The following is a 26,899-nucleotide window of genomic DNA, read 5'->3' as shown; positions in this document are numbered from 1 at the left end:
GCGGGGTGCATCGGGGTGGTGGCGGCGTGATCCAGGTAGACCATGACTCGGCCCACGATACCGGCCGGGCCCGAAGACCCGGAATTTTCGGGCAGCGGGCAACGGCGGCGGGCCGCCGGACACGAGCCGCGCGGCGACTGCGGCAGCGTCAGTCGACGTCGGATAGTCCGAGTAACCGGGCGGCATTGCGCCAGAGCCACTGTTCGAGGGTGCCCGGGTCCAGGGGAAGTGCCCGCATTTCGTCGCAGAGTTGCCGGTGCGGAAGGTTCAGCAGGAACGCTCCGGTGCCATAAAGCACCTTGTCACGGATCGTGTTCTGCCCGAATCGCATCAGTGCCTCCCAGCCGGCGCCGGGTGCGGCGAAATACTTGGGTCGGTGCGCAGCGAGTTCGAGGTAGACGTTGGGGTGTTTCCAGGCGATCAGGCATGCCTCGAGCACCCATGGGTAGCCGCCGTGGCTCATCACGATGGTCAGTTCCGGAAAGCGGCACGCCACATCGTCGATGTGGCGGGGATGTCCGAGGTCGCTGGGCCGGGTCCGGGTCCAGTTGGCCGAAGTGTGGATGCTCAGCGGCACTCCGAGTTCGACACATTTGGCGTAGTACGGGAAGTATGCGGAATCCGATGCCGGTCGACCGATCATGAAAGGCCGCAGGCTGAGTCCGCGGAATCCACGGTCGGTGATCCAGTGCCCGAATTGGTCGAGCGCCGCGTCGCCGCCCATGATGTCGGCCCCGGCGAACGGAATGAACCGGTCCGGGTGTCGGGCGGCGAGCGCGGCTACTGACTCGTTGTGCACGAACGTCACGCCGCAGGTGGAGCGTTCGTCGAAGCCGGTGATGAGACTCTGGCAGATGCCGGCGGCATCGAGCTGGGCCAGGATGTCATCGTCGCTTCGCCGAAGCGATTCCGCGTAGGCGTTGAACTGCTCGGCGGTGACCGGCGTCTTGGTGAACACTTCGAGATACCGGAGTTGTTCGGACGGAAAACCGGCACACAGGTCGTCGATGATCTCGGCAGCCGGCACGATCGGCGCCCACATGTCGATGACTTTGTCAGGCACGTCTTCCCCTTCCGCGACAACAGTTGGGTGGCGAACGCCGCGCTTCGCCGAAACTTACCCTGTTGCCGCGGTTGTCGGCGTGTAGTCGCAACCGGTTAGGGCGTTGCGCTCAAGGCCTCAAGCCACCAGCGCCGGCCGGTGCCCCGGGAGCTGCGCCCCCGCATGCACCGCAGACCGGCACCGTGCGGCCAACGTTCGGCGATCGGTACCCGGCAGTTGCAGGTACCCGACATGCACCCGGGTCACCGTGCGGCGCACGGCGAGCACCCGGCACACCGACCGTGCCAACGTGTCCTGGCCCACGTAGGCGGGAGTGGTCGACACGCTGCCGTCGACGCGGTGATACGTGAGCCACAGGGGTTGCACCGGGCGCCCGGCATCGACGGCGGCCTGAAACATCGCCGGGTAAAAGCTTCCCGACGCCAGCCCACACCAGGTGGTGCCCTCCGGGAAGGCCACGACAGTCTGACCGGCGCGCAGCCTGCGGGCGACGGTGTCGACTACCTCGGGCAGCCGGCGTAGGCTGGCCCGCTCGATCGGGATGATCTTCAGCAGGCGGGCCAGGATCCCGATCGCGGGTCCGCTGAACATGTCGGCACGGGCGACGAACGACCCGGGCAACACCGCACCGATTGCGAAGACGTCGAGCCACGACATGTGATTGCTGACCACCAGAACGCCGCGCAGGTTGCGAATCGGGTTGCCCGACACGGTGATCCGGACGCCAAAACAGCGCAGCACCAACCGGCAGTAGGCGCGTTGCACGTGGGTGCGACCGGGCAGTGGCACGCCGAGCAGGGGCAGGCCCGGCGCCAACAGCAGCGCCAGCGTCAGGCGCAGCGCGACCCGCAGCCGCGCAAAACCGGCGGTGTCGCCATGGCCCACGCAGCTGACATCACATGATGCGCGAGGCAGCCAGCAGTGCCCGAAACCGTTCATCGGCGCGCCCCGCCGGCCATCCCGCCGGCCATCTCGGAGGCCACCGCCACCGACCGCAGCCGCTTCAGGTAACGGGTATCGGCGTGACGCTTGCCCAGCAGCACGCAGAAATCGCCGACTCCGAAGGCCGGGTCGTGCGCGGGCTCGCCGCATACCCGGGCACCCAGCCGCAGGTAGCCACGCATCAGGGGCGGGACCGTCGGACGCCGCGGCGGGGCAATGTCGTCGAGGCCTTTACCCCCGATGCGCACCGGCCGGTAGGGGTACACCCGGTGCTGCGCGGCGTGCCGGACCCGCACGAAGTCGCGCACGCCGCGGATCTGACTGCCGGGTGGGTGACCTTCCGCGCCCTCCAGGCCGTCGATGGGCACCGACACGCACCCGGTCACGTAGTCGTAGTCGCATCGGTCCAGGTAGGCCAGGATGCCCGCCCACATCAGCAGCACCACCGCGCCGTTGCGGTGACCGTCGCGCACCGCCGCGCGGCCCATCTCGACCAACGACGGCCGCAGCGGGTCGAATGCGCGGACGTCGAATTCGGTGGCGGTATACAGACCCCCCGCGGCGATGGCACCCGCCGGCGGCAACATCCGGTAGCAGCCCACCAGCTCACCGGTGTCGTCGTCGCGGACCAGCAGGTGGTCGCAGTACTCGTCGAACCGGTCGACGTCGCGGTGATCGATCGCCGACGGCACCGCGAACCCGGGCGTGCTGCTGAAGACGTCGTATCGAAGTTGTTGCGCGGCCTCGATCAAGGCGTCGTCGGTGGTCAGCAACAGGGAATAGCGTGGTCCCGAGGATGATCCGGCCGCCGGATCGTTCGATTTGTCGCTGGGTATGAGGACAGAAGCGATGCTCATGCCACCAACGTGACGCAGCCGGTCAGCTAATCGGCATCGGCGCTGTGACGGGCCGGTGCACGTCAGGTGACAACATGTCGCAGCACCGAATCCTTGCCGAATTTTGAAAATTGATCCAGTATCTTGTGCCGTGGCCCACGTTCCCGGATACGCAAAGCGCCACCGGACGCGCGCCTCGATTCTCGACGCCGCGCTGGCCGAGGCCAGTGAACGCGGACTGCACCGGGCATCGGTGACCGGAATCGCCGCGCGGGCCAACACCGCGGTCGGAAACCTGCACTACCACTTCGGTTCGCGCGCCGAGCTGTTGCGGGCGACAATGCGCAAGCTCATGTCGGATTTCTTCGCGCGGCTGGCCGCCTTCGAAGATCAACCCGCGCAGCACGCCGGTGATTTCTTCGAACGTCACCGCACCGGCTTGCTGGCCTATGTCGACTACGTGCGCAGCAACCCCGGGCATATCCGGTTGGTCGACGAGATCAGGTTTCTCGAGCCCGAGTTGTATCGCCAAGGCATCAACGCCTGGGTCGGGCTGATTTCGGCGCGGCTGCGCGACGGCATCGCGGCTGGCTCGGTACGGGCGATGAACGACGTCGAGATCGCCGCGCAGGCACACTTTTTGGTCGGCGCCCATCGGTTCCTCGAGGACCTGGTCAGCGACGCGGGCCGGGAGGCAGAAGTCGTCGACGCCTACCTGCGATTGGTACGCCGCGGGCTGGCCGCAGAACCCCAAGACACCCAAGACAGTGGAGAGGTCGATCATGACTGAGTTCGCCGGGAACGGATTCGACCCCGATGCGCTGCGCGCCAAATACCAACAGGAACGCGACAAGCGCCTGCGACCGGACGGGATACGCCAATATGTGGAAGTCGCGGGCGCATTCGCCCGCTTCGGCGACGACCCGTGGGCTGATCCAGGCTTTTCCCGCGATCCGATCACCGAAACGACCGACGTGGCGATCATCGGTGCGGGTTTCGGCGGACTGCTCATCGGTGCGCGGTGCCGACAACTCGGCGTGGACGATATTCGGCTCATCGACAAGGCGGCCGACGTCGGCGGCACCTGGTACTGGAATCGCTACCCCGGCATCGCTTGTGACGTCGAGTCCTACATCTACCTGCCGCTGCTGGAGGAGCTCGGCTACGTCCCGACCGAAAAGTACGTCAAGGGAGCCGAAATTTTCGCCCACTGCCGGCGCATCGCCGAGCACTACGACCTCTACCGCAACGCGCGGCTGAACACCGAGGTCACCGAGATCCGTTGGGACCCAAGCGATTCCCGCTGGGTAATCGCCACCAACCGCCATGACACGATCCGCGCCCGGTTCGTGGCGATGGCAAACGGGTACCTGCAGAAACCGAAGCTACCCGGCATCGACGGCATAGCAACGTTCGGCGGCCACGCTTTTCATACCAGCCGTTGGGATTACACCTACACCGGCAAGAGTCTCGAGAGGCTCTCCGACAAGCGGGTGGGCATCATCGGCACCGGCGCGACGGCGATCCAGTGCGTGCCCCGTCTGGCTGAGGCCGCGCAGCAGCTGTTCGTGTTCCAGCGCACCCCGTCAACGGTGGACGTACGGGCCAATCGGCCGACCGACGCGGACTGGGCGGACTCGCTGCAGCCGGGCTGGCAGCGGCGTCGCATCGAGAACTTCCAAATCCTTACCGCCGGAGGCGAATGCGACGAGGACCTGGTCGACGACGCGTGGACCAGCCTGACCAAGAAGTTGCCCATCGTGCGCCACAATGCGTCCGCGGTGCCCGGTCAGGCATCGCCGTTGGAGCTGGCCGACTTCGCGAAGATGGAAGAGATCCGGGCACGCATAGACGCGATTGTGGCCGATCCCGCCACCGCCGAGGCGCTCAAGCCCTGGTACGGGTATTTCTGCAAGCGGCCCTGCTTCCATGACGAGTACCTGCACGCTTTCAACCGCGACAACGTCACCCTGGTCGATACCCACGGGAAGGGTGTCGAGCAGATCACCGAGCACGGTGTCGTCGTCGAGGGCGTCGAATACCCGCTCGACTGTTTGATTTTCGCCACCGGGTTCGAGGTCGGAACCGAGTATTCCCAGCGGACCGGTTTCGAGGTGATCGGTCGCGACGGCCTGACGTTGACCGCCAAGTGGGCCGACGGTATCCGCACCTTCCACGGCCTGCACGTTCATGGCTTTCCGAACTGCTTCATCGAAAGCATTGCCCAGTCCGGCTTTACCGTGAACTTTCCTTATCTGATCGACACCCAGTCCCAGCAGGTGGCCTGGGTGATCGCGTGGGCGCTGCAGCACGGCGTTACCGAGGTGGAGGCGACCGCCGAGGCCGAAGAGTCCTGGGTGGACACCGTCGTGCAGCGCTCGACCGTGATAGCCGGACGGCGGGAGGCGTGCACCCCGGGCTATTACAACCGCGAGGGCCAGGTGAGCGCCAGATTGCGGCAGGACAGCTTTTTCTTCGGCAGCCCAACGGAATACACCGACATCCTCACGGCGTGGCGGGAGGCAGGCCAGCTCGACGGCCTCGCCATGCGCATTTCGGCACCCACCGATCAGGAAGTCGCATCATGATCAACGGCACGTTCGACGCCTCCCGCTACCGGTGGAAGGAGGTGACCGGACGCCCGGGGTCGAAATACAAGATCCAACACGACTACACCATCCTGGGCTACGACCGTGACGCCGGCACCCTCGACATGGTGGTGCGCTGGCAAGGTGACGGCGGGCATTGCCCGATCCACCGCCACGCAGCCACCACCAGCATCATCGTGCTGGCCGGCGAGCAACATCTGTGGGATGTCGAATCAGACGGTTCGATCGGCAATCATCGCTTCCGGCGTGCCGGTGACTATGCGCTGACCGGCAACGACCAAAAACCGCATCTGGAGCGCGGCGGCGACGACGGCGGCCTGGTCTACTTCGGGGCTCGCCCCGACTCTCCCGACGCGTTGCTCTACGAGATTTACGATGCCGGCATGAATGTCGTCGCCCAGATCACCATCGACTCCCTGGTCGCCGATTTCAACGCCGACCCGGTTCCGGCCTGACCACCGTGGGCCTGCAGATCGATCAGGAAGTGCTCGCCGAGCTGGCGTTGCTGAATACGGGCGGGACCGAATCCGAGCCGCCGCCGGTGGGCGATGTGACCACCCGGCGAGCCAACAGCAAGCGCACAGTCGACCAGCTCATGGCCACCCGTCCGCCCATCACCGGCGTAGCAGTGCAGCACCATGCGGTGGACACTGACGACGGTGCCACGTTGACGTTGCACTGGTACCACGCGACGACGGAGCAACCGCCTGGTAGTGCCGTGCTCTATTTGCACGGCGGCGGAATGATTTTCGGCATGCGCGAACTGGGCGGCCTCTACGACTGGCTCACGCGACGCTACGTCGCCGCTTCCGGTGTGCCCATGTTGCTCGTCGACTATCGCACCGCACCGGAGTCTGCACATCCGGTCCCGGTGCATGACTGCTTTGCCGCCTTGGAATGGCTGCACGGCCACGCCGGCGAATTGGGCGTCGATCCGGCCCGGGTGGCGGTCATGGGCGACAGCGCCGGTGGCGCGCTGGCCGCCGCGGTGTGCCTGATGGCTCGCGATCGCGGTGGCCCCGCAATCGCCCAGCAGCTGTTGGTCTATCCGATGCTCGATGATCGCACCGCGCTACCGGACCCTGAACTGGTGCCGTTCGTGACCTGGACCTACGACGACAACATCACCGGCTGGCAGGCCCTGCTGGGCCAGAGCGCCGGCGCCCACGGCGTCAGTTCCTATGCGGCTCCGGCGCGGGCCAGCGATGTTTCGCGGCTGCCGCCCACATACATCGACGTGGGCGACCTCGACATCTTCCGGGACGAGGACGTCGCCTACGCGCGCCGCCTGGCCGCCGCCGGTGTCCCGACCGAGTTGCATGTGCATCCCGGTTGTCCGCACGCGTTCGAGGGGATGGCTCCCAATGCCGCGGTTTCCCGGCGGGTGATCGCCGACCGCGTGCGCAGGCTGCAGATCATCTAAGGCACTTTGCGATCGCCTGCCCGGAATGCGTTGAGTAGCTTGGCGATCAGACGATGCGTGGTCAGTGACCGACGGGGCAACCGCGCGTGCAGACACCGTAGTCGACCTGCCAGTGCTTGATGCCGTTCAGCCATCCGGATCGCAGTCGCTCGGGCTGAGAAATCGGCTTCAAGTCGGGCATGTAGTCGGCGATCGCGTTGAAGATCAAGCTGATCGTCATCCGGGCCAGGTTGGCCCCGACGCAGTAGTGCGCGCCGGTGCCGCCGAAGCCGACGTGCGGGTTGGGGTCTCGCAAGATGTCGAAGGTGTCCGGGTGGTCGAAGACGTCGTCGTCGAAATTGGCCGACCGGTAGAACATCACCACCCGCTGGCCCTTGCGCATCTGCACACCGGAAACCTCGGTGTCTGCCAACGCCGTACGCTGAAACGCGGTCACCGGGGTAGCCCAGCGCACGATCTCGTCGGCCGCGCTCTCGGGACGTTCCCGCTGGAAAAGCTCCCACTGGTCGGGGTATTCGGTGAATGCCATCATGCCCTGGGTGATGGAGTTGCGAGTGGTCTCGTTGCCCGCCACCGCCAGCATGAGGACGAAGAACCCGAACTCGTCGTCGGACAGTTTCTCGCCGTCGATGTCGGCGCGGATCAGCGTGGTGACGATGTCGTCGCCGGGGTTCTTCGACTTCACGTCGGCCATGTGCATGGCATAGGCCAGCACCTGCATCGACGACGCCTCGGCGTCGATATCTGCGTATTCGGGGTCCTCGCTGCCCGTCATTTCGTTGGACCAGCGAAACAGTTTGGCTCGATCTTCTTGCGGCACCCCGAGCAGGCCGGCGATCGCCTGCAGCGGCAGCTCGCAGGAAACCTGCTCGACGAAATCGCCGGAGCCTTGCGCCGCAGCGCTTTTGACGATGTGGTGCGCGCGCCGGTCGAGCTCGTCACGCAGCCGTCCGACGGCCCGCGGGGTGAAGCCCCGCGAGATGATCTTGCGCAGCCGAGTGTGGTGCGGGGCGTCGATGTTGAGCAGCACGGCCCGCTGCATGTCGATGTTCTCCCGCTTCATGTCGTCGGGGAACCGAGGGATCGCGGTGTTGACGTAGGTGGAGAAGACATCGCTGCGCAGCGAAATCTCTTTGACGTCTTTGTGTTTGGTGACAACCCAGAAGCCGCCGTCGTTGAAGCCGCCCTTGCCGATCGGTTGGTCATTCCACCAGATCGGCGCGAGGCGGCGCACTTCGGCGAGTTCCTCGACGGGCAACCGCTCGGCGTAGATGTCGGGGTCGGTGAAGTCGAAGCCGACAGGCAGGCTCGGGCAGGTCATCGGCTGGCCTGCGGCCGGCACGCGCACCCGCGTGTGCATTCGCCGGCGACACAACCGTCGTGGCGACAATCCCGAGCGGTCCTCCGCCGTCGGGCGAACGTGCCCGCGCCGCACATTCGGTTCCTCCCCAATCGGCCGGCGCAGCAAGCCGGCCGCCGTGTCAACTAATCGATCAGTTGATTGAATCCACTATGGGCACCGCGAGCGACCGCAGTCAAGAGCTGCGGCCGCACGGGGGCACCGATTATTCAGCTACCGGAAATGCCCGGTCCGCGGGGCCGTGAAACACGGTGGGAGAAAGCCGCGCGCCGGGATCGCAACGACCTGGCGGGCGGCTCGCGCGGGGAAGATCAGCCCTTGCGGGCCTTGATCGCCTCGGTCAGCTGCGGAGCGACCTTGAACAAGTCACCGACCACACCGTAGTCGGCGATCTCGAAGATCGGCGCCTCCTCGTCCTTGTTGACCGCGACGATGGTCTTGGAGGTCTGCATGCCCGCGCGGTGCTGGATCGCTCCGGAGATGCCCAGCGCGATGTAGAGCTGCGGGGACACCGTCTTGCCGGTCTGGCCGACCTGGAACTGGCCCGGGTAGTAGCCGGAGTCGACGGCGGCACGGGATGCGCCGACGGCGCCACCGAGCGAGTCGGCCAGCGCCTCGACGACGCTGAAGTTCTCGGCGCTGCCGACGCCGCGGCCACCCGACACCACGATGGTGGCCTCGGTCAGCTCCGGCCGGTCGCCGGCCACCGCGGGCTGGCGGGAGGTGATCTTGGTGGCGTTCTCGGCCGGAGCCGGCACTTCCACGCTGACCTGCTCACCCGCGCCGTCGGCCGGCTGCGCCTCGATGGCGCCGGCGCGCACCGAGATCACCGGGGTGTCGCCGTTGGCCTGCGCCTCGACGGTGAACGCGCCACCGAAGATGGAGTGGACGCCCACCGCACCCTCTTTGACGTCCACCACGTCGACGAGCAGGCCGGACCCGATCCGGGCGGCGAGCCGGCCGGCGATCTCCTTGCCGTCGGCGGTGGCGGCCACCAGCACGGCGGCCGGGGCCGAGGACTCGGCCAGCGCCGCGAGCACGTCGACATACGGCATGATCAGGTATTGGTCGACGACATCTGACTCGGCGACGTAGATCTTGGCGGCACCGGCCGCCTTCAGTCCGTCGACCAGCGGCGCGGCGGTGCCCGGGGCACCGACCACGACGGCCGCCGGCTCGCCCAGCGCCCGGGCGGCGGTGATCAATTCGGAGGTGACTTTCTTCAGCGCACCTTCAGCGTGCTCAACGAGCACCAGTACTTCAGCCATGGGTTATATCGCTCTCGTCTCGGAATAGCGCTGGTTCAGATGATTTTCTGGCCGACCAGGTACTGCAGGATCTGGTTGCCGCCCTCGGCCTCGTCAGCGACCTTCTTACCGGCCGTTTTCGGCGGCTTGGGTGTTGAGGACAACACCGCGGTCCCGGCATTGGCCAGCCCCACCTCGTCGGCCTCGACACCGATCTCGGCCAGGGTCAGCACGGTGACCTCTTTCTTCTTGGCGGCCATGATGCCTTTGAAGGACGGGAAGCGTGGCTCGTTGATCTTCTCGTTGACGCTGACCACCGCGGGCAGGGTGGCCTCGAGGGTGAACACACCGTCGTCGGTCTCGCGCTCACCGATGACTTTGCCGCTCTCGACCGACAGCTTGCGCAGGTGGGTGAGCTGCGGCAGGCCGAGGTACTCGGCGATAATGGCCGGCACCGCGCCGCCCACGCCGTCGGTGGACTCGTTGCCGGCAATCACCAGCTCGGTGCCTTCAATGGTGCCCAGGGCACGCGCCAGCGCCCACCCGGTCTGGATGACATCGGAGCCGTGCATCCCGTCATCCTTGAGGTGCACGGCCTTGTCGGCACCCATGGACAACGCCTTGCGAATCGCCTCGGTGGCACGCTCGGGGCCCGCGGTCAGCACCGTCACCGACCCTTCGACGCCGTCGGCTGCCTCCCGCTCCCGGATCTGCAGCGCCTCTTCCACAGCGCGCTCGTTGATCTCGTCCAGGACCGCATCGGCGGCCTCACGGTCGAGCGTCCAGTCACCCTCGGTCAGCTTGCGCTCCGACCAGGTATCCGGGACCTGCTTGATCAGGACCACGATGTTTGTCATGAGTGTGGCTCGTCCTCCTCGAAGGCGTCCGGCAGCGCTCGGCCGCCGGACCTCGGTCACGCGGTTCGCAACCGCACCCGGCATGTTACTAGACGGTAACTTTTTGCGGTCTGCCCTCACACCATAGCGGGTCGTATTTGCCGGATTGCCCGGTCACCCCGGCAAACGGGGGATCTACGGCCCGTTGGTCGGTACGCTTCGCATCCCCGCCGGACCGCCCGTAACCGGTGCGCGGTTCGCGAATCGGGCGGTACGGGTTAGCCTGCCTTAACAATGAGCGCATTCGTCCCCGGCCGTCCCCGAAACACCCCGACCGACTCCCCGCCGGCGGTCTCTCCGACGAGCCCGACGGTGCTCACCTTGACGGGTGAACGCACCATCCCCGACCTGGACGTCGAGAATTACTGGTTCCGCCGCCACGAGGTCGTCTATCAGCGGCTGGCGCCCCGCTGCGCGGGCCGTGACGTGCTGGAAGCCGGGTGCGGTGAGGGCTACGGCGCCGACCTGATCGCCGAGGTGGCCCGCCGGGTGGTCGCGATCGACTACGACGAGACCGCCGTGGCACATGTCCGGAGCCGCTATCCCCGGGTCGACGTGATGCAGGCCAACCTGGCAGAGCTGCCGCTGCCCGACGCGTCGGTGGACGTGGTGATCAACTTCCAGGTCATCGAGCACCTCTGGGACCAGGGCGGTTTCGTTCGCGAGTGCGCCCGGGTGCTGCGCCCGTCGGGCCTGCTGATGGTGTCCACCCCGAATCGGATCACCTTCTCGCCCGGCCGCGACACCCCGATCAACCCCTTCCACACCCGCGAGCTCAATCCCGACGAACTCATCGAACTGCTGGTCGACGCGGGCTTCGCCGAGGTGGCCAGGTACGGGTTGTTTCACGGGCCGCGGTTGCGCGAGATGGACGCCCGCCACGGCGGTTCGATCATCGACGCCCAGATCGAGCGGGCGCTCGCCGACGCGCCGTGGCCCGCCGAGCTGGTGGCAGACGTCGCGGCGGTCACGACGGCCGACTTCGACATGGTGACCCACGACGACGGCCACGACATTCAAGACAGCCTGGACCTGATCGCGATCGCGGTGCGGCCGTGAACGCACCCGCAAGCCGGGTGCCCGGATTGTTCACCCTGGTCTTGCACACCCACCTGCCATGGCTGGCCCACCACGGCCGGTGGCCGGTCGGCGAGGAGTGGCTTTACCAATCCTGGTCGGCCGCCTACCTGCCGTTGTTCCGGGTGCTTCGTGAGCTGGCCGGCGAAGACCGCCGCGGCTTGCTCACCCTCGGCATGACCCCGGTGGTCAACGCCCAGCTCGACGACCCGTATTGCCTGGACGGGATGCACCACTGGCTGGCCAACTGGCGCTTGCGCGCCAGCGAAGCCACCAGCCTGCGGTGTGCGCCGCGCTCGAAATCGGCCCACTATCAGTCCTGTGCACCGGAAGCGTTGCGGGCGTTCGGGATTCGCGAGTGCATCGAGGCGGACCAAGCACTTGACGACTTCGCGGCGCTGTGGCGTCACGGCGGCAGCCCGCTGCTGCGCGGCTTGATCGACGCCGGCGCGGTGGAGCTGCTCGGCGGCCCGCTGGCGCACCCATTCCAGCCACTGCTGAATCCCCGGCTGCGCGAGTTCGCGTTACGCGAAGGCCTGGCCGACGCGTGGTTGCGGATGGCGGCGCGCCCAACCGGCATCTGGGCGCCCGAATGCGCCTACGCCCCCGGCCTGGAGCACGACTACGCCGCCGCGGGAGTCAGCCACTTCATGGTGGACGGACCGTCGCTGCACGGGGACACCGCGCTGGGCCGGCCGGTCGGCGACACCGACGTGGTCGCGTTCGGGCGTGACCTGCAGGTCAGCTACCGGGTGTGGTCGCCGAAATCCGGTTACCCGGGACACGCGGCGTACCGCGATTTCCACACCTACGACCATCTGACGGGTCTCAAGCCGGCCCGGGTCACCGGCCGCAATGTGCCATCGGATGCCAAGGCGCCCTATGACCCCGAGCGGGCCGATCGTGCGGTCGACGTTCATGTCGCCGACTTCGTCGACCTGGTGCGCGGGCGGCTGATTGCCGAGTCGGAGCGGATCGGGCGGCCCGCCCACGTGGTCGCCGCCTTCGACACCGAATTGTTCGGTCATTGGTGGTATGAGGGGCCGACATGGCTGGCGCGGGTGCTGCGGGCGTTGCCGGCCGCCGGGGTGCGAGTCGGCACGCTGCGGGACGCGCTCGATGACGGGTTCGTCGGCGACCCGGTCGAATTGCCGCCCAGCTCTTGGGGTTCCGGCAAAGACTGGCAAGTGTGGAACGGCGAGAAGGTGGCCGACCTGGTCCAGCTCAACTCCGAAGTCATCGACACCGCTTTGACCACCGTCGACAAGGCTTTAGCGCAGACGGCGTCGCTGGACGGGCCGATCCCCCGCGATCATGTCGCCGATCAGATCCTGCGCGAGACGCTGCTGACCGTGTCCAGCGACTGGCCGTTCATGGTGAGCAAGGACTCGGCCGCCGACTATGCCCGGTATCGCGCGCATCTGCACGCCCATGCGACGCGCGAGATCGCCGGGGCGCTGGCTTCTGGCCGGCGCGACAACGCGCAGCGGCTGGCCGATGGATGGAACCGCGCCGACGGTCTCTTCGGCGCTCTGGATGCCCGAAGGCTGCCCCGATGACGGCTTTGCCGGGGCCGCCGGCCGGCCGGGACTGCGCTGGCCGCATCCATCCTGCGCTCAGCGGCTATTCGGGGGTCGAAGCCGCGCTGTGGTTGCAGTTTCGGCGACGGAATGGGGGGCCGCTTCGATGAAAATCCTGATGGTGTCGTGGGAGTACCCGCCGGTGGTGATCGGCGGGCTCGGCCGCCATGTGCACCATCTCTCAACCGCATTGGCCGCGGTCGGCCACGACGTCGTCGTGCTGTCCCGCCGGCCCGCCGGCACCGACCCCAGCACCCACCCGTCGTCCGATGTGGTCAGCGAAGGGGTGCGGGTGGTCGCGGCAGCGCAGGATCCGCACGAATTCAGCTTCGGCAGCGACATGATGGCCTGGACCCTGGCGATGGGTCATGCGATGATCCGGGCCGGCCTGTCGCTCAAGAGGCACGGCACCGACCGGCCGTGGCGTCCCGACGTCGTGCACGCCCACGACTGGCTGGTGGCGCATCCGGCCATCACGCTCGCCCAGTTCTACGACGTGCCAATGGTTTCCACGATTCACGCGACCGAAGCCGGGCGGCATTCCGGCTGGGTCGCCGGAACAATCAGTCGTCAGGTGCACGCGGTCGAGTCGTGGCTGGTGCGCGAATCCGATTCGCTCATCACGTGTTCGGCGTCGATGAGCGACGAGATCACCGAGCTGTTCGGTCCGGGCCTGGCCGAAACCACGGTGATCCGCAACGGTATTGACGCAGCGCGCTGGCCATTCGCGGTCCGACGCGCGCGCACCGGGGCGCCCGAGCTGCTCTACGTCGGCCGGCTGGAATACGAGAAGGGGGTGCACGACGCCATCGCCGCGCTGCCACGGATCAGGCGCGCCCATCCGGGTACCACCCTGACCATCGCCGGCGAGGGCACCCAACGGGATTGGCTGGTCGAGCAGGCCCGTAAACACCGGGTACTCAAGGCAACCAAGTTCGTCGGACACCTCGACCGCACCGAACTACTGGCGGTGTTACACCGGGCGGATGCGGCGGTATTCCCGAGCCACTACGAGCCGTTCGGGTTGGTCGCCTTGGAAGCCGCCGCCGCCGGCGCCCCGCTGGTGACGTCGAACATCGGCGGCCTGGGTGAAGCGGTGATCAACGGGGTGACCGGCATATCGTGCCCGCCCCGCGACGTGGCGGGACTGGCCGCAGCGGTGTGCGCGGTGCTCGCCGACCCGGCCGCCGCGCAGCAGCGGGCCCGCGCCGCCCGCGACCGGCTCACGTCCGACTTCGACTGGCGGACCGTCGCCGAAGAGACCGCTCAGGTGTATCTGGCGGCCAAACGCGGCGAACGGCAGCTACTGCCCCGGCTGCCCATCGCCGAGCACGCGTTGCCGGACCGCTAGTCGGTACCATCCAGGCCGATCGCTGTGGCGCAATACCGCCACAGCAAGTCGCGATCGTGGTCACTGGACCGGGTCCTGGGCAGGTAGTGCTCGGGTCGGGGCCGGCGATCGTGCCAGAAGGTGCCGGTCGGTGGTGCGGGACTGGTCGCGGCGAGCCACACGGCGGTGTCGGCGCCCTCGTCCAGGGTGCGCAGCAACGGCCCGGTGACTGCGCGAAAACCCGGAAGTGACGACGCTACGCCCGGAGTATCGGCCCAACCCGGATGCATGGAATACACCCGGATGTGCCGGTCGGCCCAGCGGCGGGCCAGGATCGGCGTGAATGCCACCTGCATCCGTTTGGTGCGGGCATACGCGACGGCACCGCGGTAGCGACCGATGCGGTATTCGGGGTCCTCGACGGGCAGCGACTGGGTGTACATCCCGCCGGAGGACATCAGGATCACCCGCGGGTCGTCGGATGCGGCCAGCATCGGAGCCAGCAGCTCGGTCAGCAGTATCGGTCCCAAAACATGTGTGGCCAAGGTGATTTCGTGGCCATCGTCGGTCTCGTCGCGGGTGGCGGGCAGCAATCCGGCATTGTGGATCAGCACGTCCAGCCGCGACACCCGGGTGCGCAGGTCGGCGGCGAAGGTGCGCACGGCGTCCAGGTCGGAGACGTCGCACACCTCCACCCGCACGTCGGCGCCCGATTGGGCGACGATCTCGTCGCGTGCCCGCTCGCCGCTCTCGCGGTCGCGAACGGTCAGCAGCACGGTCGCTTCCAGCCCGGCCAGGCCCGCGGCGATGGCCTTGCCCAGGCCGCGATTGGCGCCGGTGACCAGCGCGGTGCGGCCCCGCAGGGCACCCGGCGGCGGGTCACCCACCCAGCCCGATCGGCGAAGCCGATAGCCGATGCGGGTGTAACCGGGCACGACCGTCCGGTCGAGGGCCGTGTCGAGCAGCGGGCGCAGCCGGCCGAAAACGCTCATACCGCACCATACTTCCCTACCCGGCCTACCCGGCCTACCCGGCCTATCCGCCAGCGGCAGCCCGCTGGCGGCTCAGCCGGCATCTCGGCCGTCACGGCTGCGCGCGTAGGCGCGACCCCGCAGATCCGCCAGCCATCGCGGAGAAAGCCGCAACCCGGGCGCGGTATTGATCACCGGATCGAACGACACGTCGTTACCCGGACCCGGCCTGATGACGATGGTCAGCCTCAGGTGAGCCACCTTCTCGAAATTGGCTCTGCCGCAGGCCTGGTCGAGGGCCACTTCGACGCCACCGTCGTTGATTCGTTCCCGAAAATTGCCGAGAGACAGGCCAAACCCGTTGATATCGGTCAGTATTCGCGCTCGTAGCCACCAGTACTTTGCCTGGTAGCGCAACGGCATGAGGGTGGTCATGGATTGGCCCGTCCACAATATGACCGGCCGCAGCGCCAGCGCCCGGGTCAGGACACCAGATCCCGCGGAGACCAACAGGATGTCCCACGGCGTCGCATCGACCCCGCGGGGGCGCGATCCGCAGGGCCAGCCCGATGAAGTCGGGCAGGGACCCCGGCGTGCGTGCCACCTGCTTTCGACACCCTGGCCACGACGTCGGACGACGGGACCGGAAGCCCGTTGGACGGCGGCGCAACGCGTTCGATCGAACCGGACGCAATGACGCCGACCGGGTGGAAGATTCGACTACCGCGGATCGCGGATCCCCACCGAAAAGGCCGAGCGACGATATCGGAAACAGTCATCCGCGCCGGGTTCCCCTTCTCGGCAGTGCGAAACCAGCACCGGCTATCACCGGTTATCGACGCTGCCGCGCAGCTGCTTTCGGGTCTGTCGCCGTTCGAATTCCGTCGTTCACCGGCCGATCGTGTGTCCCAAGGGCGGCTGTATTGGGCCAGCCGACCGTGCGTCGATGTAGAGCTGCCGCATGACCGCCTGCCAGGAATAGGCCCATAGCGTTGAGCCGCGCGCCCCGTCGAGCAGTCCGACAATGACGGCGCGGTTGTCGTCGGTCAGCGTATATACCGGCCCGCCCAGGTCGCGTTGGTCTGCAGTCATGTCGGCAATGGCAAACCCGTCGTTTCCGACCGAGCTGACCCGGCCGCAGACTTGCCCGGAGGATATTCCGGCGTGGCACACCGGCAGCGCCGGTTGCACGCTGAATCCCGGAATGGGCTGCAACTGACGCCCGCCGGGCAACAGCTCCGAGGCGATCACCTCGGGGGCCAGTGTGATGACTTCGTATTCGACGCCCGCTGCGGAGTCGGCTGCCGCGGGTTCGTTGACGGTGCCGCGCCGGGCGAGCATCACGGTACCGACCACGTTCTCCTTGCTGTCGGTCACGGTGGACCCCTCGTCACAGCGGCCGGCGCTCACCGCGATCCGCAGCCGCGGTTCGACGAACCCCACCGTGCACACCATGGCGCCCTGATGAATTTCCATGCCCGGAAATACCGTGACACCGGGTTTGGCCGCAGCCGGCGCCGGCGCACTGAGCGCCACCAACGCGATCGCTATAGCTACCGCGGAATGGCGAAATCCGTACCACACGGTTTCCATTTGGCCGCTACCATTCCTCGCCTCCACGAGGGCAACTTCCGCAGCCGTCAATTACCACGCTGTACAAGTCGCCCAGCGGGCTCAGATTACCCCTTTGCCGGCGCGGTGAAACCCAAATAGCGCAGAAACACGAGGGCAGTGGCGAGCACATTTTCCGGCGGCGATCTGGTCGCGGACCGGTCGGTTACGGGCCTCCGGTCGAAGGTCAGCTAGCGAAGTGGGATTGGCGGGTGGTAGCCGAAAAGCGAAGACTCGCTCTGGTTCCCCGACCGATATTGCCGGGCCGAAATCTGTTGTGCCGCTGGCCTTAAATTGCCTCTCCGAGGTTCGCGTCGGGTCCGCCCACGGCCACCGCGCCGCGGCTGCCGGCGTTAGGCTTTTCGACGAGGTTGAGTTCACAGCTGACCACCGCGGGGGCGGTGTCCCAAAGGCTGTAGCTCCCGCGCCCACCACCACACTCGATGGGCTCGAAGAATATGACTGCTTTAGGGGCTATCAGCCCACCAGAACAACCCCGCTGCCGCTATGTGGTCGACTGCGCCGGGGCGCGACTATACGTTTACGCGCGCAGCCTGGCCACCATTGTGCGTATCGACGGAGAGATCGACGCGTCGAACGCCGAGCGCATTGCCCACGAAATTCGGCGCTTCGCGCGGGTGAAGGCGCCGTTGATACTCGACCTGAGCCATCTCGACTTCCTCAGCGTTGACGGTTTTCGGGCTCTTCTGGTGCTCAACCACGAACACCACAAAGCCGGCCTGCACTGCAGCGTGATCGCGGGTCCTGCGATGCGACCGCTACTGCGCATTGTCATCAATCACGGTCTGCCTGTCGCCGATTCGGTTGCCGAGGCTCTGCAGTTGATCGAGGACGTCATCCGCTCGCGCCGTCAGTTCGTTGCCGGACTGGTCAAACAACGCGAACCGCAGCGCCGGACCCCGCTCGCGCAAGTCTCCGGAGATCGCCGCTAGGACCTGCCCGCAGCGGTCACCGCCTCGTCACCGGAACGGCAACTTCGTTGCGCCGCAAGCACGGCAGCGTCCACGGCGGGTCATAAAACCACGCCACCGGCACACCGGCCGGCGCGTACTCGGTGCCGTCGAGCAGAGTCAGCAATTCGTCGGTGTGTGAGGCGACGGCGCCGGGTCCGCGGTCACCGCTGAAACGCAGCACGGCGTACTCCTGCGCCGGTACCGAGACGAGTTCGACGGATTCGTCGTCTGGCGTGGGTAGGGTATCCAGCGTCCACTTGGCCGGCATGAAAAACCGGATCACCCAGGTGCCGTCGCCGCCCGCTTGCTGTGCTACCGGGGCCGTCATGGCGAAGCGCTTTCCTGCGCTGGCTGCTCCGCCGGCCCGTTGCTGACTGACCGGAGCCGTCATCGCGATTTTTGAATTCGCGTGATTCGCGCCGAAAATGTAACCCGCCAGTGCACGGAATCCGCGATTGCGGGCGCCTTCCTCGGTATCGCCGACGACGACTTCGGCCGCGATTCGTGGGCCGTAACGGCGGATCTGTAGTCCGCCGTGGAGCTGCTCTACGGTATGGGGCGGTTTCTCGGTCCCGACCCGCACCCCGACGACCGAGCCGGCCGCCTCGACGAGCTGGGTCAGCAGTGGCGCGACACATCCCAGCATCTGCGGACCTACCTTTCGTGTGCTTCACGGCCTAACTGCGCGGACCAGCCCGACGTGTCGGCTCTGAAAATATCGAATGGCCGTCGCTTTTTGCTTTTTCCTCAGCAATCTTATTTCCAGCGACAACGCCACCGCGCCGTACCGCGCCGGAGCCGGTGTAGACCGCGATGCCACGGCCAGTAGCCTCGGTACGAACAGCTGTGGCGCGAAGGCGCAAGACGGGAGCCGTGCGATGAAACCGCAGAACCGGGGACGGCACTTTCCCTATCGCTACGATCCTCGACTGGCTGCGATGTGGCTGCCCTTTCGGTGGCCGGGAAGCCAGGGCGTGACGCTGACGGACGACGGCCGTTTTCTGGCTCGCTACGGGCCGTTTCGTGTCGAAGCGCCGTTGTCGAGCGTCCGCGACGCGCATATCACCGGCCCGTATCGATGGTGGACCGCGGTCGGCCCCCGGCTGTCGATGGTCGACGACGGACTCACCTTCGGCACGAACGCGCGCGCCGGGGTGTGCGTCCACTTCGAACCGCCTGTTCGCCGGGTGCTGGGACTCCGAGACCACTCCGCATTGACGGTGACCGTCGCAGACCCTGAAGGGCTATTGGCCGCGCTCAAGGGCATTCAGTAGCCGCAGCGGCGACCGAGGCGGGCCGGGCCGCGGCGGAAAGGCTTTCGGACCGACGCTGACGAGACGTCCGTTGCCACATCGTCCATGCCGCAACGGATACCACAATTGCCGTCGTGATCGCAGCCGCCGGCAGAACCAGCTGCGCCAACCACAGTCGCCGTTGCACCCGCAGCACCGTGCGCTCTGCGCGCCGGACGCGCCGGGCTGCCTCTCTCGCGTTCACCCCACCCACATACCCGATAGCCGGTGCGCGAAACTCCGGCCGGATGCCGCGCGTTACCGGCCGGCCAGTCTCGGTGATTCAGGGTCGCGCCGGAGACGCCGATCACCCTGCCGCGCCCGTCTGCGGAGCTCAGCCCGCATTTCGACGGCCTCGGCGGAAGACCTTGGGGTCCGCGAAGGTTTCCTCACGAGGCTTAACGGGAAATTGAGATCGAGGGCGGGGTAATGCCGCCGAATCGAGAAATCAGCGGGAGGCAGATATGGCAAGCAGAAGTGGACCCCTGGAAGCCGTCAGCAGCATAGTCGAGGGCGTCAAGGGCGCGATCAAGCAAGTCATCGGTTTGGTGACCGGCAATGATCGGCTCGCGCAGGAAGCAAAGGCCCAGCAGGACAAGGCCGACGCCCAACGCCAGGCCGCCAAAAAGGAGGCCGCGGCCGAATCGGCCCGTGCCGGCGCGAAGGCCGCAAAAGAACGACAGCAGGCCGACCAATAGTTCGTCGACGCGGTGGGCCCGACCGGACTTAGGCCGGGCCCACCGCCGGTTGTCGCCGACTTGCATTGGCGTACAAGGTATTCGAACACCTTTCTGCGGTCGCCGCCGCGCGGCCGGACGCGGGCCGGCATGGTGGTTGGTTTGCTTAATACTTAAATAACTGAAATGCTTGCGGCGTGGTATGGGACGGGCTCGCGGCTGCGGTGACCGGCAGGCGGTCATGGCTGATCACGTTGGGCGTTGCCCTGTTCGGTATCGGCTTCATGGTGTTTATCGGCCCCAATGCCGCGGCGGGTCAGGCACCGCAATCGGTGCCGAGCAACTCCGCTTCGGCCAAAGTCGAGGCGCTGTCGGCACAGTTCCCCGGCGGCGACCGCGCTCCGTTGCTGGTGGTCCTCACCCGCGCCGACGGGGCCGTTCTGGACGGCGCCGATCTCAAACCCGCCGAACAAGTCCGAGATCGGATGCAGGCAGCTGCCCAACCGGGCGCGCCGCCGGCACCGCTACCCGTGCAGGTGTCGGTCGACGGCAGAGCGGCCATCGGGGTGATCACGATCAGCACCGGTCTTTCCGGGTTGGAACTCACCGACGCGGTCACGTCGCTGCGCGCCGCCGCGCACCGCGGGCTGCCGGCAGATCTCGATGCCCACGTCACCGGAGGCCCGGCATTCGGCGCCGACATCGCCAACGCGTTCTCCGGCGCCAATGTCACGCTGCTGGCTGTCACGGGAACCGTGGTCGCGCTGTTGTTGATCGCGACCTACCGATCACCGGTGTTGTGGCTGCTGCCGCTGCTGGTGATCGGGTTCGCCGACCGACTTGCCGCGGCGGCCGGAACCGCGGTCGCCTCGGTGACCGGGCTGAGCTTCGACGGGGCTACCTCGGGGATCACCAGCGTGCTGGTCTTCGGCGCCGGCACCAACTATGCGCTGTTGTTGATTTCGCGTTACCGCCAGGAACTTCGGCGACACGCAGAACACCGTGGCGCCCTGCGCCGCGCGGTGCGCATGGCCGCGCCGGCGATCGTCGCCAGCAACGCCACCGTGGTGCTGGCGCTGCTGACGCTACTTTTTGCCGCTACCCCCAGCACCCGCAGCCTGGGTGCGCTGGCGGCATGCGGACTGCTCGTCGCCGCGGTGTCGGTGCTGGTGGTGCTGCCGCCGCTGCTGGCATTGAGCGGCCGGCGACTGTTTTGGCCCTTCATCCCGGAGCCGGATGCCGGCGCGACCCTCGAATCCGGACTGTGGCACAGCGTCGCCGAACGGGTCGCCCGCCGTCCCGCCCTGGTCGCCGCGGCCACCATCGCGCTGCTGGCCCTGCTGGCCACCGGGCTAGTCGGCACCCGCACCGGTTTGTCGCAGACCGAGCAATTCCGGGTCAAGGCCGATTCGGTGACCGGGTTCGACATCGTGGACCGGCACTTTCCGGCCGGACTGGCCAGCCCGACGATCGTCGTGGCCCCCGCCGCACAGGTGCGGCAGGTGCAGCAGGCGATCAGCGCCACACCCGCAGTGGTGTCGGCGACCGAGTCGGGTAGGTCGACGACCGGTTTGGCGAAATGGTCGGTGGTGATCGATGCGCCGCCGGCATCCAAGAAGGCGTTCAGCATCGTTGCAGCACTGCGCAATTCGACCGCCGCAGCATCCCCCGGTGCGTTGGTGGGCGGCGCCGACGCCCAAGCCCTCGACGTCGGCAACGCGGCGGCCCACGACCGCAGGGTGCTGATTCCGGCGATCCTGATGGTCATCCTGCTCGTTCTGTACGCGCTCCTGCGAGCCGCGTTGGCGCCGCCTACCCTGCTGGCCGCGACCATTCTCGGCGCGCTGGCAGCACTGGGACTGGGTGGCTGGGCCAGCATCCACGTCTTCGGATTCGCGGCACTGGACAACAGCACCCCGTTGTTCGCTTTCCTGTTCCTGGCCGCGCTCGGGGTCGACTACACCATCTTCTTGGTCGTCCGCGCCCGAGAGGAAGCCGCACACCACGGCGCCCGCGACGGAATGATCCGCGCGGTGTCGGCCACCGGTGGCGTCATCACCAGCGCGGGAATCGTTTTGGCCGCTGTTTTCTGTGTCTTGGGCGTGCTGCCGCTGATTGCGCTGACCCAGATAGGGATCATCGTGGGCCTGGGAATCCTGCTGGACACCTTTGTCGTGCGCACCCTGGTGATCCCGGCTTTGTTCACCCTGATCGGCGATCGTATCTGGTGGCCCACTTTCCCGAATATGGCTAGATATCAACATGATCCGGCCTACTCACCAGCGAACGGAGGATTGGATGAATAAGTCGACACTGACCGCTACCGGGCTGGCCGTCACGGCGGCGGCGGGTGCCGGAAGCATCGCCAGCCCGGGATCCACCGCCGGCTGGTACCCGCGGCTTCGCAAGCCCGCGTACCAGCCGCCAAACATCGCCTTCCCGATGGTCTGGACCACCCTCTACGGCGACATCGCCATCAGTTCCGCGGTGGCCCTCGACCGGTTGCGCGCAGCGGGATACCACGACAAGGCGCGCCGCTATGTCGCCGCGCTGGGCATCAACTTGGTGCTCAACGGCGGATGGAGTTGGCTGTTCTTCCGGTTCCACAAACTCGGCGCGTCCGCGGTGGGCGCCGCGGTCTTGGCGACCAGCAGCGCCGACCTGGTGCGCCGCACCGCCGAAGCCGATCGACGCGCCGGGCTGGCGATGCTTCCCTACGCCTTGTGGACGGCCTTCGCCACCGTGCTGGCCACCCACCTCTGGCGGCTCAACCGCTGACCGCCCGATGACGCGGGCGCTCTTGTGGTTTCGTCGCGACCTGCGGTTGCGCGACCATCCGGCGCTGGCCGCTGCCGCCGCCGACGATGAGGTGCTCGCCTGCTTTATCCTCGATCCGCGTCTGGAGGCGTCGTCCGGCCGGCGCCGCCTGCAGTATCTGGGCGATTCGCTGCGGCAACTGCGCGCCGATCTGGGTGGCCGGCTGCTGGTGACCCGCGGGCGGCCCGAAGAACGAATTCCCATAATTGCCAAGGAAATCGAGGTATCGGCGGTACATATCTCCGAGGATTTCGCGCCGTTCGGCCGGCGCCGCGACGAGCGGGTGCGCGCGGCGCTGGGCTGCGTTCCGCTGGTGGCGACGGGAACGCCGTATCTGGTGCCACCCGGACGCGTCGCCAAAGACGACGGGACGCCATATCGGGTGTTCACCCCGTTCTTGCGCCGGTGGAGCGAGGTGGGTTGGCCGTCGCCGGCGCGTACCGGCCGCGACTGTGCGCGCTGGCTGGATCCGGCGCAAGTGCCCGTCGAACACTGCGAAATCCCCGACCCCGGTGCGCCGCTTGACCTGGCTGCGGGCGAGGCCGCGGCTCTTCGGGAGTGGGGAGCCTTCGTCGACGACGGACTGGAACGCTACGCCCAGGATCGCGACCGGCCTGACCTCGACGGCACCAGCCGGATGTCGGCACACCTGAAGTACGGCACCATCCACCCCCGGACCACGGTCGCCGGCCAGGACTTCAGCGGTGCCGGTGCCCGAAGTTACCTGCGCGAGTTGGCTTTTCGCGACTTTTATGCCGCGGTTCTGTATGACCGCCCGGCCAGCGCCTGGCGCAACTGGAACAGTGACTACGACCGCATCCGGACCGATACGGGCAGCCGGGCGGAACACCTCTTCGAGGTGTGGAAGGCCGGCGAAACCGGGTTTCCACTGATCGACGCGGGGATGCGGCAACTTCGCCAGACCGGGTTCATGCACAACCGGGTCCGGATGATCGCGGCATCGTTCTTGGTCAAGGACCTGCATCTGCCCTGGCAGTGGGGGGCGGCCTGGTTCCTGGATCAACTCACCGACGGCGACCTGGCCAGCAACCAGCACGGGTGGCAGTGGTGTGCGGGATGCGGTACTGACGCCGCGCCGTATTTCCGGGTGTTCAATCCGACCACGCAGGGCCAGAAGTTCGATCCCTCAGGCGATTACATTCGCCGCTGGGTGCCTGAGCTGAGTACCGCCGCCGACGTCCACCTCCGGACAGGCAAGCGCCCGTCCGGGTATCCGCCGCCGATCGTGGACCACGGCACCGAGCGCGCCGAGGCGCTGCGCCGCTACCGTGGCATGAGCTGACCGGCGCGCGGTATTTCCCGGATTCGCTTTCGGAGAGGCTGTTTGGCATGTAATTATCAGCCGATTCGCAGTTGTCCCGGTGTTCCCAAGCAGGGAGGCGATATGGCTTATTCGATCGTTCGCGCGTTGCTGATCTCAGGCGCTGCCTTGGGGCTGATGGCCAGCGCCGGAGCCTGCTCATGTTCGATCGGATCGTCGTCGCATTCGGTGAGCAAGAGCGACGTCGCCGACCAGATCAGAGCCAAGATGACCGACGCCGCCGGTAACAAGCCCGAATCCGTGACCTGCCCGGGTGACCTGCCGGCAAAGGTTGGCGCGCAGCTGAACTGCGAGATGAAAGTCAAAGACTCGACCTACAACGTCAACGTCACCGTGACCAGTGTCGAAGGCAAGGACGTCAAGTTCGACATGGTGGAGACAGTCGACAAGAACCAGGTCGCCTCCATCATCAGCAACAAGCTGACCCAGCAGGTGGGCCGAAAGCCTGATTCAGTGACCTGCCCCGACAACCTGAAGGGGGTAGTGGGCGCCACACTTCGTTGCCAACTCACCGACGGCAGCGACAAGTACGGCGTCAACGTGACCGTCGCCAGCGTCGACGCCGGCGATGTCAACTTCGACTTCAAGGTCGACGACCACCCCGAATAGACCCGGTGACATGACGCGTGCCCCGGGAAGCCGCTGATGCCGGGCGATGGTGCAGCTGGCATGCGCCGGCTGAAGCATCGCCACGTCACCGACCGGCGCCGGCCCCCCGCACGCCGGCGATGTCGACCGCACACGTCAACGGTGTGGCCGCAATTCCTATGAACCAGACTGCCGTCAAGGCGATTCGGGACATCCGAGCTTCCGCCGGAAGCTGGTCAAGCCGCTAGCAGACCGAGGAGTATCGATGAGTACCGGCGAGCAACCCGCAGCCCCGACGTCACCCGAGACCGTCGAGCCCTCAACCGGCCAGCGGATGCTCACCGCAATGAACCCCTGTTCCTGCTGTCGCTGGCCGGCGGCTACCCAGTGGGCATCAAACAGTTCCTGCAGTTCTGTTTGATCCTCAGCTACCCCGCATGGCTGTTCACCGTATTGGCCTCGGCTGCCCTCTATTACACGGTGTACGCCACCCTGTGGGCGCTCTTCTGGCCACTGCGTGTCTGGATGAAGAGGAATCGCCCGGACGACTACGCCGCCAGCCAGCGGAGGTAGTCCGGTTGCGGACGGGTTCTCAGCGGGCCGCCTTCTTGCGCTCGATGTCGGCCAGGGCAGCGGCCAGTTCTGCCCGCTGAGCTGCCGACGCATCCCAGGCCACCTGCCGATTCTTGACCACCTTGGCCGGAGCGCCGACGGCGATCGAATAGTCGGGGACGACGCCGCGGACCACGGCGTGCGATCCCAGCACGCAGCCGCGCCCGATGGAAGTGCCCCGCAGCACCGTCACCTTCACACCGACCCAGGTGTCGGGCCCGATGCGGACCGGCGACTTGACGATGCCCTGGTCCTTGATCGGGACCGTGATGTCGTCCATGCGGTGGTCGAAATCACAGATGTAGCACCAGTCCGCCAGCAGCACCGAGGCCCCGATCTCGATGTCGAGATAGCAGTTGATGACGTTGTCCCGGCCGAGCACCACCTTGTCGCCGAAACGCAGTGAGCCCTCGTGGGCGCGGATGGTGTTCTTGTCCCCGATGTGCACCCAGCGGCCGATCTCCAGCTGGGCCAACTCCGGCGTCGCATGAATCTCCACCCCCTTACCGAGGAACACCATGCCCCGGGTGATGATGTGCGGGTTGGCCAGCTTGAACTTCAGCAGCCGCCAGTAGCGCACCAGATACCACGGGGTATAGGCACGGTTGGCTATTACCCACTTCAGCGATGCCAGCGTGAGGAACCTGGCCTGGCGCGGGTCTCGCAATTGCGACCCACGCCAGCGGCGATGCAGCGGCGCACCCCACATGGTCGTCATGGCGGGAAGCCTAGCCTGACGACCCGAAGGCTATCGAGCGGGACGCACAGCGTCCCGAGAAGGAGTCAGGCACACGCGAGCCGCCACGCGTTACCCTCACCTGTACCCGATGGCTGCTATGCCGAACGGCCGGACTCGCCTGCCGGCGACCAATGTTGGGGAAGGATTGGGGAACCCTGCGAAAGGACTGCGAAAGGTCGAGGTGCTTGCGCGACGTCTCCTGACAGCCATGTTCGCCGCCGTGCTCACGGTCGGGCTCAGCGGTTGCGGCAACACGGATTCCTGGGTGGATGCGGCGCCGGCACTGGGCTGGCCCGCGCAATACGGCGATGCCGCCAACAGCAGCTACACCACCACGAGCGGCGCCAGCAAGCTCAGGCTGGCGTGGACGCGTTCGGTCAAGGGCAGCCTGGCGGCCGGGCCGGCGCTGAGTGCGCGCGGCTACCTGGCGATCAGCGCGCAGACCCCGGCCGGTTGTTCGCTGATGGAGTGGGAGAACAACAACGGCCGCCAGCGCTGGTGTGTCCGGCTGGTGCAGGGCGGCGGCTTCGCCGGCCCGTTACTGGACGGCTTCGACAACCTCTACGTCGGACAGCCGGGAGCGATGGTGGCCTTTCCGGTCACCCAGTGGACACGCTGGCGTCAACCGGTGATCGGGATGCCGACCACTCCCCGATTCGTGGGGCACGGCCACCTGCTCGTCGCAACCCATCTCGGGCAGGTGCTGGTTTTCGATACCCACCGCGGCAGGGTGGTCGGCAGCCCGGTGGATCTGGTCGAGGGTGTCGATCCGGCCGATCCGATGCGCGGACTGGCCGACTGCGCGCCGGCACGGATGGGCTGTCCGGTGGCAGACGCCCCGGCTTTCTCAGCGGTCAACGGCACGGTAGTGCTTGGTGTCTGGCAGCCGGGGGCGCCGGGGGCGGGGGTGGTG

General features: G+C 67.0%; 25 protein-coding genes and 2 pseudogenes. 16 read left to right on the top strand and 11 right to left on the bottom strand.

The genetic code is table 11. The features are described from left to right. Positions 1-148: 148 nt before the first annotated feature. The 3 genes from EET03_RS07435 to EET03_RS07425 all read right to left on the bottom strand — a co-directional run bounded on the left by EET03_RS07435 (position 149) and on the right by EET03_RS07425 (position 2,862). Positions 149-1,042, bottom strand: coding sequence for an amidohydrolase family protein (locus EET03_RS07435; RefSeq protein WP_099194350.1), 894 nt, complete (start codon positions 1,040-1,042; stop codon positions 149-151). 138 nt (positions 1,043-1,180) lie between these two features. Next, on the bottom strand, positions 1,181-2,002 hold the full coding sequence (locus tag EET03_RS07430) for a lysophospholipid acyltransferase family protein (protein WP_075542385.1): 822 nt from the start codon (positions 2,000-2,002) through the stop codon (positions 1,181-1,183). Further along, a complete protein-coding gene (locus EET03_RS07425) occupies positions 1,999-2,862 on the bottom strand; it encodes a GNAT family N-acetyltransferase (RefSeq protein ID WP_075542386.1) in 864 nt (287 codons plus the stop codon). The genes EET03_RS07430 and EET03_RS07425 overlap by 4 nt, the downstream gene beginning before the upstream one ends. Before the next feature lie 130 nt (positions 2,863-2,992). Here EET03_RS07425 and EET03_RS07420 point away from each other — a divergent pair, with 130 nt between their 5' ends. The 4 genes from EET03_RS07420 to EET03_RS07405 are packed head-to-tail and all read left to right on the top strand — an operon-like array spanning position 2,993 to position 6,873. After that, positions 2,993-3,631 (top strand): TetR/AcrR family transcriptional regulator, encoded by a 639-nt coding sequence (locus EET03_RS07420; RefSeq protein ID WP_075542387.1) that lies wholly within the window; start codon positions 2,993-2,995, stop codon positions 3,629-3,631. Then, positions 3,624-5,429, top strand: a complete 1,806-nt coding sequence (locus EET03_RS07415) for a flavin-containing monooxygenase (RefSeq protein WP_075542388.1) — start codon at positions 3,624-3,626, stop codon at positions 5,427-5,429. The genes EET03_RS07420 and EET03_RS07415 overlap by 8 nt, the downstream gene beginning before the upstream one ends. Further along, complete coding sequence (locus EET03_RS07410) at positions 5,426-5,905, top strand: hypothetical protein (RefSeq protein ID WP_075542389.1); 480 nt, start codon at positions 5,426-5,428, stop codon at positions 5,903-5,905. The genes EET03_RS07415 and EET03_RS07410 overlap by 4 nt, the downstream gene beginning before the upstream one ends. Before the next feature lie 5 nt (positions 5,906-5,910). Next, positions 5,911-6,873 carry an alpha/beta hydrolase gene (locus EET03_RS07405; protein WP_075542390.1) on the top strand — a complete coding sequence of 321 codons (963 nt, stop codon included), beginning with the start codon at positions 5,911-5,913 and terminating at the stop codon, positions 6,871-6,873. Between the two features lie 61 nt (positions 6,874-6,934). Here the strand turns inward: EET03_RS07405 and EET03_RS07400 are convergent, their stop codons facing one another. From EET03_RS07400 to EET03_RS07390, 3 genes are all read right to left on the bottom strand, one after another. After that, positions 6,935-8,194, bottom strand: coding sequence for a cytochrome P450 (locus EET03_RS07400; RefSeq protein ID WP_099194348.1), 1,260 nt, complete (start codon positions 8,192-8,194; stop codon positions 6,935-6,937). Positions 8,195-8,544: 350 nt separating this feature from the next. Next, positions 8,545-9,501: an electron transfer flavoprotein subunit alpha/FixB family protein gene (locus EET03_RS07395; protein ID WP_063471974.1), complete on the bottom strand. Its 957-nt coding sequence runs from the start codon at positions 9,499-9,501 to the stop codon at positions 8,545-8,547. Positions 9,502-9,536: 35 nt separating this feature from the next. After that, positions 9,537-10,337, bottom strand: coding sequence for an electron transfer flavoprotein subunit beta/FixA family protein (locus EET03_RS07390; protein ID WP_075542391.1), 801 nt, complete (start codon positions 10,335-10,337; stop codon positions 9,537-9,539). A gap of 273 nt (positions 10,338-10,610) precedes the next feature. On the opposite strand from EET03_RS07390, the gene EET03_RS07385 reads away from it, so the two are divergent. From EET03_RS07385 to EET03_RS07375, 3 genes are all read left to right on the top strand, one after another. Beyond that, complete coding sequence (locus tag EET03_RS07385; protein WP_099194043.1) at positions 10,611-11,435, top strand: class I SAM-dependent methyltransferase; 825 nt, start codon at positions 10,611-10,613, stop codon at positions 11,433-11,435. Beyond that, positions 11,432-13,012, top strand: coding sequence for a 1,4-alpha-glucan branching protein domain-containing protein (locus EET03_RS07380; RefSeq protein ID WP_099194042.1), 1,581 nt, complete (start codon positions 11,432-11,434; stop codon positions 13,010-13,012). Before EET03_RS07385 ends, EET03_RS07380 begins: the two co-directional genes overlap by 4 nt. A gap of 127 nt (positions 13,013-13,139) precedes the next feature. After that, complete coding sequence (locus tag EET03_RS07375) at positions 13,140-14,384, top strand: glycosyltransferase family 4 protein (protein ID WP_075542394.1); 1,245 nt, start codon at positions 13,140-13,142, stop codon at positions 14,382-14,384. Here the strand turns inward: EET03_RS07375 and EET03_RS07370 are convergent. The 3 genes and pseudogenes from EET03_RS07370 to EET03_RS07360 all read right to left on the bottom strand — a co-directional run bounded on the left by EET03_RS07370 (position 14,381) and on the right by EET03_RS07360 (position 16,927). Continuing rightward, a complete protein-coding gene (locus EET03_RS07370) occupies positions 14,381-15,355 on the bottom strand; it encodes an SDR family NAD(P)-dependent oxidoreductase (protein ID WP_099194041.1) in 975 nt (324 codons plus the stop codon). The two genes, EET03_RS07375 and EET03_RS07370, sit on opposite strands and share 4 nt — an antisense overlap. Positions 15,356-15,427: 72 nt before the next feature. Beyond that, positions 15,428-16,113: pseudogene (locus EET03_RS07365) on the bottom strand (phosphodiesterase). Between the two features lie 109 nt (positions 16,114-16,222). Beyond that, positions 16,223-16,927, bottom strand: coding sequence for an Rv1815 family serine proteinase (locus EET03_RS07360; RefSeq protein WP_075542396.1), 705 nt, complete (start codon positions 16,925-16,927; stop codon positions 16,223-16,225). Between the two features lie 476 nt (positions 16,928-17,403). On the opposite strand from EET03_RS07360, the gene EET03_RS07355 reads away from it, so the two are divergent. Further along, on the top strand, positions 17,404-17,898 hold the full coding sequence (locus tag EET03_RS07355; protein ID WP_082274590.1) for an STAS domain-containing protein: 495 nt from the start codon (positions 17,404-17,406) through the stop codon (positions 17,896-17,898). A gap of 16 nt (positions 17,899-17,914) precedes the next feature. Here EET03_RS07355 and EET03_RS07350 read toward each other — a convergent pair whose 3' ends face one another. Then, entirely contained in the window at positions 17,915-18,565 is a 651-nt protein-coding gene (locus EET03_RS07350; RefSeq protein ID WP_075542398.1) for an SOUL family heme-binding protein, read from the bottom strand. A gap of 232 nt (positions 18,566-18,797) precedes the next feature. On the opposite strand from EET03_RS07350, the gene EET03_RS07345 reads away from it, so the two are divergent. The 7 genes from EET03_RS07345 to EET03_RS31250 all read left to right on the top strand — a co-directional run bounded on the left by EET03_RS07345 (position 18,798) and on the right by EET03_RS31250 (position 25,208). After that, on the top strand, positions 18,798-19,193 hold the full coding sequence (locus EET03_RS07345) for a hypothetical protein (protein WP_075542428.1): 396 nt from the start codon (positions 18,798-18,800) through the stop codon (positions 19,191-19,193). Between the two features lie 482 nt (positions 19,194-19,675). Then, positions 19,676-19,909 carry a microaggregate-binding protein 1 gene (gene mbp1, locus EET03_RS07340; protein ID WP_075542399.1) on the top strand — a complete coding sequence of 78 codons (234 nt, stop codon included), beginning with the start codon at positions 19,676-19,678 and terminating at the stop codon, positions 19,907-19,909. A gap of 176 nt (positions 19,910-20,085) precedes the next feature. Beyond that, on the top strand, positions 20,086-22,194 hold the full coding sequence (locus tag EET03_RS07335) for an MMPL family transporter (protein ID WP_075542400.1): 2,109 nt from the start codon (positions 20,086-20,088) through the stop codon (positions 22,192-22,194). Then, a complete protein-coding gene (locus tag EET03_RS07330; RefSeq protein WP_075542401.1) occupies positions 22,187-22,666 on the top strand; it encodes a TspO/MBR family protein in 480 nt (159 codons plus the stop codon). The genes EET03_RS07335 and EET03_RS07330 overlap by 8 nt, the downstream gene beginning before the upstream one ends. Positions 22,667-22,673: 7 nt before the next feature. Then, complete coding sequence (locus EET03_RS07325; protein ID WP_075542402.1) at positions 22,674-24,008, top strand: cryptochrome/photolyase family protein; 1,335 nt, start codon at positions 22,674-22,676, stop codon at positions 24,006-24,008. Positions 24,009-24,110: 102 nt separating this feature from the next. Further along, complete coding sequence (locus tag EET03_RS07320) at positions 24,111-24,656, top strand: anti-apoptotic protein (RefSeq protein WP_075542403.1); 546 nt, start codon at positions 24,111-24,113, stop codon at positions 24,654-24,656. 366 nt (positions 24,657-25,022) lie between these two features. Further along, a complete protein-coding gene (locus tag EET03_RS31250; RefSeq protein ID WP_244232273.1) occupies positions 25,023-25,208 on the top strand; it encodes a hypothetical protein in 186 nt (61 codons plus the stop codon). 19 nt (positions 25,209-25,227) lie between these two features. On the opposite strand, the gene EET03_RS07310 is transcribed toward EET03_RS31250, so the two are convergent. Further along, a complete protein-coding gene (locus EET03_RS07310) occupies positions 25,228-25,965 on the bottom strand; it encodes an acyltransferase (RefSeq protein ID WP_075542404.1) in 738 nt (245 codons plus the stop codon). Positions 25,966-26,194: 229 nt separating this feature from the next. On the opposite strand from EET03_RS07310, the pseudogene EET03_RS07305 reads away from it, so the two are divergent. Further along, positions 26,195-26,899, top strand: a pseudogene (locus tag EET03_RS07305) (PQQ-binding-like beta-propeller repeat protein); the annotation flags it as partial.

The organism is Mycobacterium innocens (assembly GCF_900566055.1).
GTDB lineage: Bacteria > Actinomycetota > Actinomycetes > Mycobacteriales > Mycobacteriaceae > Mycobacterium > Mycobacterium innocens.
This window is presented reverse-complemented; position numbering and strand designations above follow the sequence as displayed.